The sequence below is a fragment of the Caldicellulosiruptor acetigenus genome (assembly GCF_026914305.1).
Lineage (GTDB): Bacteria > Bacillota > Thermoanaerobacteria > Caldicellulosiruptorales > Caldicellulosiruptoraceae > Caldicellulosiruptor > Caldicellulosiruptor acetigenus.
The window spans coordinates 337,501-351,561 of the sequence record NZ_CP113866.1 but is presented as its reverse complement, the minus strand read 5'-3'; the positions used below and the strand labels follow the sequence as shown (position 1 = coordinate 351,561).

The window sequence follows — 14,061 nt, the reverse complement described above, 5'->3', positions numbered from 1 at the left end:
AACATAAAAGCAAAAGAAGGCTGGGAAAGTGCTTTTTGCAAAAGTCCCAGCCTTCTTTTTATACTTTTCTATATTTTTTTCTAAACTGGTTGGGCGTCATATTGCAAAGTTTTGTAAAGCACTGGATAAAATAGTCTGTGTCGTTGTACCCAACTGCCTGCGAAATTTCGTATATCTTCATATTGGTAGACATCAAAAGCTTTTTTGCCTCTTCAACACGAATTTTTTGCAAATAAGAGTTGAAATACACCCCATAATGCTTTTTGAAAAGCTGACCCAAGTAAACAGGATTTAGATAAAACTTTTGCGCAACAGATTTTAGTGTCAGGTTCTTGTTATAGTTTTCCTTTATATACTTTTCAAGCTCACTCATGATACCGTTAGATAGGCTTGTTTTCCACTGTCTGAACTTGTTTAGTATCCCTTCGCAAAACTTTAATATGCTTTTTTCTATCTCCTCAATGTTTGAAAATTCAAGCCTCAAGCTTGAAAAGTACTCTATCTCATCTTCTAAATTTAGGCCTATCCTGCTAAAATAAGAGCTTATAGATACCACAACAAAGCTCAAATACGTCCTCAAAAAGTCAAGCTGATACCTTCCTTCTTTAATATCCTCCATCATTTCTTTAATTATCTTTTGTAGACTCTGGCTATCTTCTTCTTCGATAGCCAAAATGAGTTTTTTGTCATATTCCTTTGAGTACAAAAGCTCTTTTGAATTGGGCAGACTGCTACTATAAAATGAAATTCCCAACTGGTTGTAAAAAAGTGCAAAGTTTAAAGAGTATGCTGCCTCGTAAATGGCATCAAAAAATTGAGTCCATTTTGAAATCTTTCTTGAAAAAGCAAACACAATCTCTGTTGCAAAGTCCACCATCTTTTTTATGCTCTGATATGCCTTTTTTATGTCCTCTTCAGATGTTGCAACTACGTAGTACTTGCCTTCAATCTCTGAAAATTCATACATAAGTCCTTCTTTTTTTAGCTGCTCAAAACACCCCTTTATCCTTGACAATATATTTTCTATTCTCTCATCAAGAAAGAGACTTAGCCAGCTCGACATTTCTTTAAAATAGACTATTCCAACATAAACTCCATTTTCTATCTTGATGTTGCTACTTTCTATCGTTTCTTTAAAGCTTCTCTCAAGTGCAAGCAGGCTCTCGCCTTCTTTAATTAACTCCCTTTTTTTAAGTTTTGACTTTATTTTAAGAAGCGTGTCAACAAGCTCCTCTTCTTCAATGGGCTTTAATATATAATTGACAACACCATGCTGGATAGCTTTTTTTGCATACTCAAAGTCTGCATACCCGCTGATGATTATCACTTCAGGCGGGTTTTTTAGCTCCTTTTTTACCTTCTCTATAAGGTCAAGGCCACTTAAAAGCGGAATCTTGATGTCGCTGATGAGCACGTCAACCTGCATCTTTTTCAAAAATTCAAAGGCAGTAACTCCGTCTTCTGCCTCGCCCACTATCTCAAACCCAAATTCTTTCCAGTCAATTAGGTTTTTTAGGCCTTCTCTCATAAATACCTCATCTTCAACTATCAACACTTTGTACAGCATCTTCAAAGTCCCTCTTGTTCGGTATTTTTATCACAACTTTTAATCCCCCAAGCTCGCCTCTAAATATGTCAAAGCTAAAATCTTTGTCATAAAAAAGTTCAAGTCTTCTAAAAACATTTTTAAGCCCCACACTGCTTGCCTTGTCAGATGAAAGTCCTTTTATAGCCCGCAAGAGCTCTGCTAACTTTTCATCTTCCATGCCTTTTCCATTGTCCTCAACACGTATTACTATCATATCACCTTCTTTGAAAACCTTGACCACAATCCTTCCTTCACCTTTGCTGTTTTCTATCCCATGAACACATGCGTTCTCAACAAGAGGTTGTATGGTCATCTTCGGTATCTTTGTTGACTTTATATCCTCCTCAACCTCAACCTCAAATTTTAGCTTTTCCCCGAACCTGTACTTTTGTATCTCTAGGTAGTAATAAATAGCCAAAATTTCCTCTTCAATGGTTATAAGGTCGTTTTCCCACCTTATGCTTCGTTTTAAAAGCTTTGCAAGAAGTTTTATGGCATTTGCTGTCTCAAACTCTTTTTTGAGCATACTTCTCATGCGGATTGTCTCTAAGGTGTTAAAAAGAAAATGAGGATTTATCTGGCTCTGAAGCGCATTTATCTCTGCCTGTTTTTTCTCCAGCGCCAGTTCTTTTTGTCTTAGCTCATACTTTATTTCCTTTTCAAGAAGCTCTTTTATCTTTTGTGCCATGATATTGAACTCTTCTATGACCTGGCCTATCTCATCTTTGCCGGCTTCAATGTTGATGCTTTCAAACTGCTGTTTTCTTGCCTTTTTTATGTGTCTTGCTAAAACCGAAAGTCTACTTACCACCGAATTTACTATTAAAAAAAGTGCAAAAAACGCAAGTACAAAACACAAAACCACAATTGCAAGGTAATTTCTCTGATGTTCAAATAGCCTCTTTGATATTCCACTATTGTTGGTTGTAACAATGTATCTCCAGTTTTCAAAGTAAGGAATCTCTGTTGATAGAAGCTTTTCAAACACAATGGTTTGATTTTTCTCTTCCTTCAAAAGGTCGCTGAGTCTTCCAACCTGATTGTAATACAAAAGGTCACTAAAATATACTGTGTCTTCTTCATCTGCTATAAATATGTGACCATCTTTAAACGTGCTCAAAATACTGTTAAGATACACTCTGTTCAGGTCAATTCTTAAAAACTTTTTAATTGTGCTTTGCTGGTATTTGGGTACATATTGCTCATAAAAGTTGAGATTTAGCACAATAGAAACATACGGTTTTTCATTTTCAAGTCCACTTAGCACATAGAGATTTTTACCCTCTTTTCCTCCTTTTTGAAAAAACTTTTTATATTCCTCTGTCAAAAACGCAAGCCCATCTGCATTTAGTATGGTAGGATTGTCACAGTATATTGTTATTTGCGAAATCTGCGGATACAGTATTCTTGCGTTTTGAAGTATGGGTTTTATGTTCTTCTCGTACGCATCATAAAACTCCTCAACAGACAAGTACCGGGTATTTACAGTCTCAATTACTCTCGGGTCCGAATATATGGTATACGCAAGATTGATTGCAAGCTCAATAGCTTTCTTGAAATTTGAAATTGTCATATTTGACGCATTTTCAAGCTGGCTGTGGAGCTTATCGTTTATATAAAAATCAATCTGCGAGATAAATTGGCTGCTCAAAATCAAAAGGGGAATAAAAACAAATATAAAAAATATGGAAAATATCTTCTTAAACAGTGGAATATCGTTTATAATCTTACTTATTTTGCGCATGAATCTTTCCATCTTCTTTTAAGCTAAAAGGATATTGATTTAATTATAACACACTCTTCTTCACTCTTTTATACTACCAATTGTAAGACCGTGTATGAAATATCTTTGCAGGAACGGATATACAAAAAGTATGGGCAGTGTCGCGACTATTGTCATGGTTGCACGGATAGCAGTTGGTGTCACAGTCCTGCCAGAAGATGTAAGTGATGCTGAAAAGTCGGGGTTTGTTGATGCAGACTGAACAGACTGTAAAATCTTTTGAAGCTCAAATTGCAAAGTAGAAAACTCTGGTTTTCCGGAGTTGTAAAGGAAGGTGTCAAACCACGCATTCCACTGACCAACCGCAACCCAAAGTGTCACAGTTGCCAACACAGGAAGGCAAAGCGGCATAATTATCTGAAACAGTATCCTGTATTCGCTTGCACCGTCAATCTTTGCTGACTCAATAAGACTTTGAGGAAGCCCGTCTATATAGCTTCTTATCACAATTATATTGAACGCGCTTACCATACCAGGCAAAATGTACACCCAGAATGTTCCAACAAGATGAAGATTTTTCATAAGAAGGTATGTGGGAATAAGACCGCCGCTAAAATACATTGTAAACACTATAACTCTGGATATAAACTTTCTGAATATATAGTCCTTTCGGCTAATTCCATACGCAACCATCAAACATGAAAGAACATTTGTGATGCTCCCTATAACAGCCCTCAAAACTGATATAAGCGTTGCATGGTATATGTCAGGATTGCTGAGGATGACTCTATAGTTGTTAAGTGTAAATTTTCTTGGCCACAGATATATTCCACCTCTTATGGAGTCAAGCGCATCGTTAAGAGAAATCGCAAGTATATTCCAAAAAGGATATAAAGTAGCAATCATCACAATTATCATGACTGTGTATACCACAATGTCAATGACCAAATCCTCTGTTGTCCTGTACTTTGCTGACGTTTGCACCTCAAAAACACCCCTTAAAAAGTTTTTTAAAATACCCTTTCACCTTCACCAATCTTAGATGCTATCTTGTTTGCGGTTGTAACCAGAATCAGGCTCACAACTGAGTTGAAAATACCAGCTGCTGTTGCATATGACCATCTTCCACTTCCAATACCATATCTTAAGATGTACGTCTCAAGGATATCCGAATAGTCCAAGGTTGATGGTCTTTGCAAAAGGTACATCTGTTCAAACCCAGCGTTCAAAATCCACCCAACGTTCATGATAAGAAGAATCTTGACTGTGGGTAGAATACCTGGCAAGGTTATATACCATATTCTCTTTAGCCTGCCTGCACCGTCTATGCTTGCAGCCTCATAAAGTTGCGGGTCGATATTTGTCATTGCAGCCAAGTATATAATTGCGTTCCAGCCCATCTCTTTCCAAACCTCAGTAATTGGTGCTATGAACCAGAAATATTGAGGTTCACCCAAAAAGTTAATCGGTTCTTTTAGAATATGGAATTTGACAAGAAGCTCGTTTATTATCCCATAGTCAGGTGAAAGCACTGTGTATATAATATTTGCTGCAACAACCCATGAAACAAAGTGCGGAAGGTAGGAAATTGTCTGTACTGTTCTTTTAAATAGCATGTTTTTAATCTCATTTAGAAGTATTGCAAATGTTATAGAAGACAAAAAGTTGAATATTAGTTTCAAACAGCTTATGACCAGGGTATTTCTAAGCGCCTGGAAAAAATAAACATCTGAAAATAGGTCTGCAAAGTTTTTAAATCCAACCCACTCTGAATTTTGAAAACCAAGATACGGTTTGTAGTCTTTGAACGCTAATAGCCAGCCCCACAGTGGAAAGTAGTTAAAAATCAGCACCATAATCAAAAAAGGAAATGTAAGAACAATTAGCTGGCGTTGGTTGTAGATTGTTGAAAAGATTCCTTTCTTAGATGACTGCATCTTACTTTTCCTCCTTAAAAGCTTGTAGCGTCAATTAAATTAAATACTCACGGAACACCTGTAGAATTAGGTGTCCCGTGAGCTTTAAAATTTCAAGATTAAATTTACTGTTATAAACAACTAATTAGTTCCACTCTTTGAGTCTTCTCTGAATCTCTTTTTGTCTAAAGTCAATTACCTTTTTGATAGGAATGTTCTTCATCTTGTTGAGGTATTCATTCCAGATCTTATCGTATTCACCCGGTTTTGCCATTATAGCTTTTGTGATGTACCTTCTCTGCAAGTCATCAGCCTGGTTCTGGATTGCCTGCAGGTCGTCTGGGAGCTTGATATCCCAGCCATATCCGTACGGTGAGTTCCATGTTGGTGAGAACAAGTCTTTGAACGACTTAATCTTATAAGCTTTCAAAACTTCCTTTTCATATGGTTTGTACCTCTGCTCTAATGCCTGGTCTGAATAGTCCCAAGAAATCTTTCCGCTCTTGTCTGAATATGTCCAGTCAAACGGTGGTCTTGGGAATGCAAACCAGATATTTCCGCCAATGCCCTGTTTCTTTCTGTAATCTGGGTTCATGTAGTTTTGAATCTGTTTTGCATCCTTGTACATTTTACCATTCTTTACATAGTAATCCTGGCCTTGGATACCCCAGTTGATGAGTTTCAAGATATCCTCGCCAGCCATTCTGTCCAAGAACTTGAACGCTGCAACCGGGTCCTTGCACTTCTTTGTAATTGATATTCCGGCACCTGTTCCCATTGTAACCACGTTGTATCTATCTCTCTTTACGCCTTTCTTGAGCACTGGCATTGCAATTGGAATTCTGTCATAAAGTCCTTGTTTTTCAAGAGAGTCTATTGCAGACTGTATCTGCCATCTTTCATCATAAAAACCAACAACCCTGCCCGACGAAATCTTTGCTAAGTACTGATCATAGTTTTGTGAGAACATCTCTTTGTCAAGAAGACCTTCGTTCCACATCTGGTTGAGTATCTTGTAATATGTCTTTGCATATGGCATTGTATAGCTGTCTTTTACAACACCTGTCTTTTCGTCGATCAGCCAGCCACCATCGTTTGGATAGCCTTCAAGCCTCAGCGGCTGTTGCATCAGTACATAAATTCTCCAGCTATCAGTCAGCGCTGTAAAACCAATTGTTGGCTTTCCATTGTATGTTGGATGTTTCTTGACAGCGTCTTTTACAATCTTGAAATATGTGTCAATATCTCTTACAACTGGCCATTTGTTCTCTTTGAGAACGTATATAGGTAGCCAGAAACCAGCAAACGAATAGAGCGGGTCAGACTCTTCTCTGAAAGGCGTGAGATAGTAAATGTGCCCATCCTTTGGATATTTGAGTTTTTTAAGCGCTTTTGTATCATACCACTTTTTGATGTTCTTGCCGTACTTAGCAATGTAATTATCCAGCGGAACTAAAGCTCCTGCTTCAATAAACTTGTTTACAACATTGTGTGCATTGATTAAGTCTGGCAAGTCGCCACTTGCAAGCATGATACCTGCCTTTGTTTCCTCGTCGCTGCCGACAATAAATTCAAACTGAAGCCTTACACCTGTGATCTGTTCAACCTTTTTACCAATTGGTGTCTTCCATACATCAACCGGTTCTGCGTTAGAATCACCCCAATAAATCTTAAAAACTATTGGGTTTTTAGACGCTGCTACTGCCTTTGTTGGAGCACTTAAAAATCCCGGAAGAATGATGGTCATCAAAAAGGCAATAGCAACCAATAAAGCAACTCTTCTTTTAAACATACTCAATCCTCCTTTTTAGAATGTAATTTTTGTATAGAAAAACTGCAAAACAACTACATATTCATTATAAAATTTGTGGTGCATATTTAACAACCCGAGAGATTTAAGATTTTATACTGCAGATTTTAGATTTTACTTTACCAGTAAATAAACCAATTTTAAGTTTGGAAAATATAACAAAATCAAAAAGGCCAGCAGCTTTGTCTACCGCCGGCCTTTTTTTGTATGTTTTTATTCAATATTTTTATTCCTGGCTTTCCCTCTTGAGAAGCTCAATTATGTCCTGAACATAAGCAAATGCAAGGTTCACGACAGTATCAGCACCGCCATAATATATTGCAAGCCTTCCTGTGCTAGCATCGCAAAGTGTTGCGCATGGGAATGCTACGTTTGGAACATCGCCAACACATTCATAATACTCCTGTGGTGAAAGAAGATAAGATTTTGATCTTGCCTTCACAATCCATGGTTTTTCCAAATCTAAAAGCGCTGCGCCAAAGCTGTATACATAACCATTGCATGAAAGAAGCACGCCGTGATAAATTAGCAGCCATCCTTCGCTTGTCTCAATTGGTGTAGGCCCTGCTCCTATTTTGAGCGACTGCCATGGAGTATAGCCTGCTGACATTACATGTCTGTGGCAGCCCCAGTGAATCATATCAGGGCTTTCGCTGTAGAATATGTCGCCAAAAGCTGTGTGCCCCGTATCTGATGGGCGGGAAAGCATCGCGTATTTGCCGTTTATCTTTCTTGGGAAAAGCACACCGTTTCTGTTGTATGGCAAAAATGCATTTTCAATCTGATAGAACTTTTCAAAATCGAATGTATAGCCCACACCAATTGTTGGTCCGTGATAGCCATTACACCATGTGATATAGTATCTATCCTCTATGAAAGTTACTCTTGGGTCGTACTTGTACTCACTTACAAGCGGGTCTCTTGTCTGCTGGATGAAGTTGATTGGTTCATCGTCAATCTCCCAGTTGTAACCATCCTTGCTAAAACCACGTCTGATGTTCATTCTTCTTGCCCTGTCATCTACCCTGAAAACACCTGCAAACCCATCTTTGAACGGAACAACCGCACTGTTGAAGATGCTGTTTGCATCTTTTGCCTGATTTCTCTTGATAATCGGGTTGTGTTTAGACCTCCATACAATATCCTTGCAGTCTTTTGGTCTTTCTTCCCATGGCATGTTTGGAAGTGATTGCCCTATAATTTTAATATCCATTAGATCTTTCCTCCTCCATATTTTTTGATTTATGTGAATTTAAAATTTTACCCGACCATCTTGAAAAAGTATTATTTCAAAGCCTTAACTGACTCTCTTACGATAATTTTGCCTTTTATGAGCATCTTGCCGTAATGCTTTTCTCCTTGCTTTATCTTTTCAACCATCATCTTGGCTGTTCTTCTGCCCATCTCTTCCAAATTCACGCGGACGGTGGTAATTTTAGGCTGCGAGAGCACTGCGTGAAGACTGTCATCAAACCCCACCACTGACACATCATCCGGCACCTTGTAGCCACTTGATTTAAGCTTTTCTATAGTAAGATAAGCAGTCTTGTCACAGTTGCAAACAAATGCCGTCGGAAGGTTTTTGGGCAATACAATATCTATGAAATTGTTGTTGTCATCCCTGTCTTTTATTATCCAGTCCTTGTTGAGATCTATCTTGTTCTCCAAAAGCGCTTTGTAAAAGCCCAGGAACCTGTCCTGGATACTGCTTGTTGCATAGATGTTCCCTACAAATCCAATTTTAGTGTGACCATGCTCTATTAGCATGTTGGTTATCTCGTACGTTGCGTAAAAGTTGTCTGTGATGACACAGTCAACGTTAAACTTGTCACAGTAAAAGTCTAAAAATACTGTCGGGTAGCTGTAACTTAAAACTTTTTGAATGTAGTCAAGACTCATCTGACCCAAAATAACAACACCGTCTACTTTCTGTTCCAAAAGCGCGTTGGGGACAGATAGATCATTTTCGTCTGACTGGCTTATGATGTTGAAGGTTGTTGTAAAGCCAAGCTTCTCTAAGCTGTTTGAAAGATGCTTGTAAAGGTCTATGTAGAAATAGTCGTCTTTGCCATAATACTTTTCTGACGATATCACACCGATGGAATATGTTAAGTTTTCTCTTAGCATCCTGCCCTTTGCATTGTAGATGTAACCCATCTCCTGGGCAGTCTTTATGATTTTCTCTTTCAGGGATGAACTGATATCAGGGCTGTCTTTGAGCGCCTTTGACACTGTTACTTTGGAAACACCAAGCTTTTCAGCAATATCTTTCATGGTAACTCTCTTGTCCATTGTACCTTTTTTCCCCTTCAAATAAGGCTTTACAAGCCTTTTCTTTTTTACTTACTATTATACTTTATTTCTCTGTAACTTTACAGAGTCAAGCTTGAAATTTTTAACCAACTCTCTTTATTATCTCCAAACACATTCTACCGTTGTGATATGGACACTTCCATGGCTCAACAATTGGCATATCCAAAGCTTTTAAATCCTCACTTACTTTCCACAGCCACTCAGAGTTTTTTCTTTTGTCAACAAGATACTCTTTTATGAACTCCCATGTCTTGATGGCTGCATCTAAAAATTTTTCCTCTTTTGACTTTTGATATGCATTGAAAAATCCAACAACCGTTTCTGCTTCAACCCACCAGATTTTGCTTCTGTCAACCCTGTCCTCTACCATCTCGTTTATAAGGCTTTTCCCATCAAAGCCTTCTTTTAAAGTTACTTCTGCAAGCTCCAGCGAAAGATCTTCAACCTGCTTTTTCAAGTTCTCATCCTTCAAATACTTAGCAGCTTCATCCAAAAGCCAGCTTGCTTCAATGTCATGTCCATATGATACCATTCTTATGAGTTCATTCCAGTTATCATCGCAGAATGCCTTAAAGTGCCCTGTGCCTTTTTTGTAAATCTTGTTAACAAAGAGTCTTACAATCCACTCAAGCGCCTCATACACTTCATCAAGCTTCAAAACCCTGTAGAGGTTTGTGTAGCTCTCCAGTACATGAAGATGCGTGTTCATTGTCTTTGAGGCAATTACTCCATTCTCGCTCAAAAACCTGTTTTCTTTTTCCTGCCAGTTTCTCTCAAACTGTTCTGTGTATCCATTTTCCCTTTTGCATTTTGTCTCTAAAATCTCGAAAAGCCTCTTTGCCAAATGAAGAGCTTCTTCGTCCCCGGATGCTTCATAGTACTCGGAAAGCCCGTATATACCAAAAGCTTGAACATAAACATGTTTTGTTACATCAACGGGCACACCTTTATGGGATACCATCCAGAAAAGTCCTTCATAGTCTTTGTCCCAAAACTTGTTTTTCAAAAATTCAAACGCATGAAAAGCCAGCTCTTTGCTCTTTTCATCTTTCAGGATATTGTAACATGCTGAGAAAAACCACAATATCCTCGAGTTCAAAATACAACCTTTTTGAGCTTCCCTGTTAATATTGAGATTAAAGTCCATGTATCCATAGTAGCCGCCAAATTCGTCGTCCTTTAAACTTTGCCAAAATGGTATTATCTTTTCTTCAAGATGACTTTTTAGATCTTCTTTAAACCTGGTAATATCCATTTTCTACCTACCTTCTCAAAAGTTTTGCAAATGGGTTACTTAATCGTTCACTTTATATTTCTATATTAATTGTTTTTTTATATCCTGTCAACGGTTTTTTAAAAAGGGCTTATCCAAAAGCTGCAGCCGGACAAGCCCTTGTAAAAGTCTTATTTACATTTTTGAAAGTCCTACTTGAAAAGAAAGGTCAAAACTGCTTTGAGAAGTTCCTGGAAGTTATTATCTAAAAGCCCATCTTCTCTGTGAGCAGGTGTAAGTGCAACCACCTTGCCCTTACCAAAATTGTGCCACCATCCTGCAATTGAACTGCCGTCCTCTGATTCAGAGTAAAGATAGATATTGGTATTGTCTTTGTCGCAAAAAACAAAATAGTGTTCATCCATAATTTCAAAGTCAAACTCTTTGCTGTCAAGAGTAGCTTTATTGGAAGAGTGATATCTCACTGGTTTGTGCTTATCTGGATGAAACTTAAAATATCCCTTTACAAGTTTGCAAAACTCTCCTTCTTCAGGGTATGACGCAAGCCCTGAGTGCCACACAAAAAGCCTTCCTCCGCCTTCAACATACTCTTTCATTCTCTTTTCCACCTTCTCTGTCATCCAGCACCTTACAACTTCATCCTGCGGATTTATCCTGTTTTCTGCAGAGAGCACAATCGCATCCGGATTTTGGGAAAGAAATTGCTCAAAGTTTTCAATGGATGCATCTATTATCTCGCAACTATCTAAAGCAGCATTTGTGGCTTGCTTCAAGGCTTTGAGCAGGTTGTCATGACTGTGGTAAAAATCTCCAACCAAAGCTAAGATTCTTTTCATATTCTTACTCCCCGCTTCCCTAAAAAAATTTTAAAAGTTCTCCAAAAGCTCTAAGATGAATTTGAGCTTATCTGTGCTATCCATGTAAGCATATCTTCCACCTGTGTAATCCCCTTTTTGAACAACTTCAATTCCTTCTTTTTTGAGATTTTCAATCTTCTCGTCCATGTTTTTTACAAACACACCTATATGATGAATACCCTCGCCGTGAGTTTCCAAAAACTCTCTCCATGTAGAAGGATTCTCATCCGGCTCAATCAGCTCAATCTCTATGTTTTTGAAGTTTCTGAAAAAGGCAAGTTTAGCTCTGGCATTTGTGGGCTTTCCTCTATACTCTGTGTGAGTTTTCTCATACTCTTCGGTTTCGATAATCTGGGGAACCTCAACTCCAAAAAACTCTGCAAAGTCTTTTGCTGTCTTTTCAATGTCTCTAACAATTATTCCTATCTGCACAACAACATCTGTCCCCAAAATCTCATTCGCCACTTTTTCTGCCTCCTTTGAAATTGTTTACATGATAATATTGTATCTCACTTTGTTAAGTTATGGGTATACAAATTTTAAATTTGTTTTTGCACATTTTTGATAAAACAGCGTACAATATTTTGTAAGTTTAACCTGCTCACAGTTCATTGAAATAGCTACATAAAAGAGGTAAAATAATCTTGTAGGTAAGGTATGTAAGTTTAAATAAAACATAGTAAGGTCAAAATTTTAATAAAAAGATTTAAAAAGAGGGTAGGAATGAGAAATGGAGATAGCAGATAAAGCAAAAAAGATTATCCAAAACATATCAAAGGTGATTGTGGGAAAAGAAGCTCAAATTGAGCTTGTAATAACATCTCTTTTTGCTGGCGGGCATGTTCTTTTAGAGGACGTCCCGGGCACAGGAAAAACAATGCTATCAAAGGCTCTTGCAAAATCTATAGATTGCAGTTTCAAAAGAATTCAGTTCACTCCAGACCTTCTGCCATCAGATCTGACAGGTATATATTATTTCAACATGAAAACGCAAGAGTTTGAGTTCAGACCAGGTCCAATTTTTACAAATATACTGCTGGCTGATGAAATAAATAGGGCAACTCCGAGAACACAGTCAAGTCTTCTTGAGTGCATGGAAGAAAGACAGGTGACAATTGACAGTATCACACATAAGTTAGAAGACCCATTCTTTGTTATTGCTACTCAAAACCCCATTGAAATCCAGGGAACATATCCTCTCCCTGAGGCGCAGCTTGACAGGTTTTTGATAAAGCTTAGTTTAGGATACACAAACAAAGAACAGACTATCCAGATGCTCACAAGGTTCAGAGAAAAAAATCCACTTGATGAGATAGAACCTGTGGTGGCCAAGGATGAGGTAATAAAGATTCAGGAAAAGATAAAAGAGGTGTATGTAAACGAAGATATTCTATCTTATATATACGAAATTTGTCACAGCACAAGAGAACACGAAATGGTTCAGCTTCCTGCAAGTAACAGAAGCTTCATTGCTCTTATGCGTGCATCGCAAAGCCTTGCAGCTGTCCGAGGCTACGATTTTGTTCTTCCTGATTTTGTTAAGTACTTAGCTCCTTTTGTCCTCAGCCACAGGATACTTCTCAAAAATCAATATATAATCAAAAACACAAAAGCATCAGACGTGATAAATGAAATCCTTGAAAAGATAGCAGTACCAAGTGAGAATTTTGCTTTTTGAAATACACAACAAGTTAAGATAGACTGAACACATTTAAGCTCAGCTCTTTTTAAAAACCTCTTGCAATTTGTAAGACCTGCCATTTGGTGAGCCCAAACTTTTTTTACGCGTATTGTTAAACATTTAACACATATACACAAAAATAAAAAATCCGGCAGCCACCTACTTTCCCGTGCCGTCTCCAGCACAGTATCATCGGCGTTGCGAGGCTTAACTTCCGTGTTCGGAATGGGAACGGGTGTTTCCCTCGCTCTTTCGCCACCGGATTTGTTTCCTGTATTCATTTTTTTCAGCAGCCTCGCAAGTGAATAGGGAGAAAGCTTCTCTTTCGGTCAAGCTCCTCGGGCCATTAGTACCGCCTTGCTCAACGCCTCACAGCGCTTACACATGCGGCCTATCTACCTGGTAGTCTTCCAGGACCCTTACCACCTCATCGGTGTGGGGTATCTCATCTTGGGGTGGGCTTCACGCTTAGATGCTTTCAGCGTTTATCCCATCCGGACTTGGCTTCCCAGCCGTGCACTTGGCAGTGCAACTGGTAAACCAGCGGTCCGTCCAACCCGGTCCTCTCGTACTAGGGTCAGCTCCCCTCAAATACCCTGCGCCCGCGGCGGATAAGGACCGAACTGTCTCACGACGTTCTGAACCCAGCTCACGTACCGCTTTAATGGGCGAACAGCCCAACCCTTGGGACCTACTTCAGCCCCAGGATGCGATGAGCCGACATCGAGGTGCCAAACCTCCCCGTCGATGTGGACTCTCGGGGGAGATCAGCCTGTTATCCCCGGGGTAACTTTTATCCGTTGAGCGACGGCTCTCCCACTTGAAAACCGCCGGATCACTAAGCCCGACTTTCGTCCCTGCTCGAGGTGTCCCTCTCACAGTCAAGCCACCTTACCGCCTTTGCACTCCTACCGCACGATTTCCATCCGTGCTGAGGTG

General features: G+C 38.9%; 11 protein-coding genes and 2 rRNA genes (1 of these 13 only partly in view). 1 reads left to right on the top strand and 12 read right to left on the bottom strand.

Annotation, left to right across the window (positions count from 1 at the left end):
• Positions 1 to 58 precede the first annotated feature (58 nt).
• The 10 genes from OTK01_RS01445 to OTK01_RS01400 form a co-directional block, all read right to left on the bottom strand.
• Entirely contained in the window at positions 59 to 1,567 is a 1,509-nt protein-coding gene (locus OTK01_RS01445) for a response regulator transcription factor (RefSeq protein ID WP_029228274.1), read from the bottom strand.
• Positions 1,542 to 3,332, bottom strand: a complete 1,791-nt coding sequence (locus OTK01_RS01440) for a sensor histidine kinase (RefSeq protein ID WP_029228273.1) — start codon at positions 3,330 to 3,332, stop codon at positions 1,542 to 1,544. Before OTK01_RS01440 ends, OTK01_RS01445 begins: the two co-directional genes overlap by 26 nt.
• Before the next feature lie 60 nt (positions 3,333 to 3,392).
• Complete coding sequence (locus OTK01_RS01435) at positions 3,393 to 4,295, bottom strand: carbohydrate ABC transporter permease (protein ID WP_029228272.1); 903 nt, start codon at positions 4,293 to 4,295, stop codon at positions 3,393 to 3,395.
• A gap of 26 nt (positions 4,296 to 4,321) precedes the next feature.
• Positions 4,322 to 5,248 (bottom strand): ABC transporter permease, encoded by a 927-nt coding sequence (locus tag OTK01_RS01430; RefSeq protein ID WP_013433374.1) that lies wholly within the window; start codon positions 5,246 to 5,248, stop codon positions 4,322 to 4,324.
• Positions 5,249 to 5,372: 124 nt separating this feature from the next.
• A complete protein-coding gene (locus tag OTK01_RS01425; RefSeq protein ID WP_029228271.1) occupies positions 5,373 to 7,019 on the bottom strand; it encodes an ABC transporter substrate-binding protein in 1,647 nt (548 codons plus the stop codon).
• A 244-nt stretch (positions 7,020 to 7,263) separates the two neighbouring features.
• Positions 7,264 to 8,250, bottom strand: coding sequence for a glycoside hydrolase family 130 protein (locus OTK01_RS01420; RefSeq protein ID WP_014041916.1), 987 nt, complete (start codon positions 8,248 to 8,250; stop codon positions 7,264 to 7,266).
• Positions 8,251 to 8,321: 71 nt separating this feature from the next.
• The gene (locus OTK01_RS01415) at positions 8,322 to 9,329 is read right to left on the bottom strand and encodes a substrate-binding domain-containing protein (protein ID WP_029228270.1); all 1,008 of its coding nucleotides are present in this window, start codon (positions 9,327 to 9,329) and stop codon (positions 8,322 to 8,324) included.
• Between the two features lie 103 nt (positions 9,330 to 9,432).
• Positions 9,433 to 10,605, bottom strand: coding sequence for an AGE family epimerase/isomerase (locus tag OTK01_RS01410; protein WP_029228269.1), 1,173 nt, complete (start codon positions 10,603 to 10,605; stop codon positions 9,433 to 9,435).
• Between the two features lie 170 nt (positions 10,606 to 10,775).
• Entirely contained in the window at positions 10,776 to 11,420 is a 645-nt protein-coding gene (locus OTK01_RS01405; RefSeq protein ID WP_029228268.1) for a ThuA domain-containing protein, read from the bottom strand.
• A 30-nt stretch (positions 11,421 to 11,450) separates the two neighbouring features.
• Positions 11,451 to 11,906, bottom strand: coding sequence for a VOC family protein (locus OTK01_RS01400; protein ID WP_013433380.1), 456 nt, complete (start codon positions 11,904 to 11,906; stop codon positions 11,451 to 11,453).
• Between the two features lie 265 nt (positions 11,907 to 12,171).
• Here OTK01_RS01400 and OTK01_RS01395 point away from each other — a divergent pair, with 265 nt between their 5' ends.
• Complete coding sequence (locus OTK01_RS01395; protein WP_029228267.1) at positions 12,172 to 13,119, top strand: AAA family ATPase; 948 nt, start codon at positions 12,172 to 12,174, stop codon at positions 13,117 to 13,119.
• A 149-nt stretch (positions 13,120 to 13,268) separates the two neighbouring features.
• Here the strand turns inward: OTK01_RS01395 and rrf are convergent.
• Positions 13,269 to 13,385, bottom strand: a 5S ribosomal RNA gene (gene rrf / locus OTK01_RS01390).
• Between the two features lie 62 nt (positions 13,386 to 13,447).
• Positions 13,448 to 14,061, bottom strand: a 23S ribosomal RNA gene (locus tag OTK01_RS01385) (it continues 2,337 nt past the right edge of the window).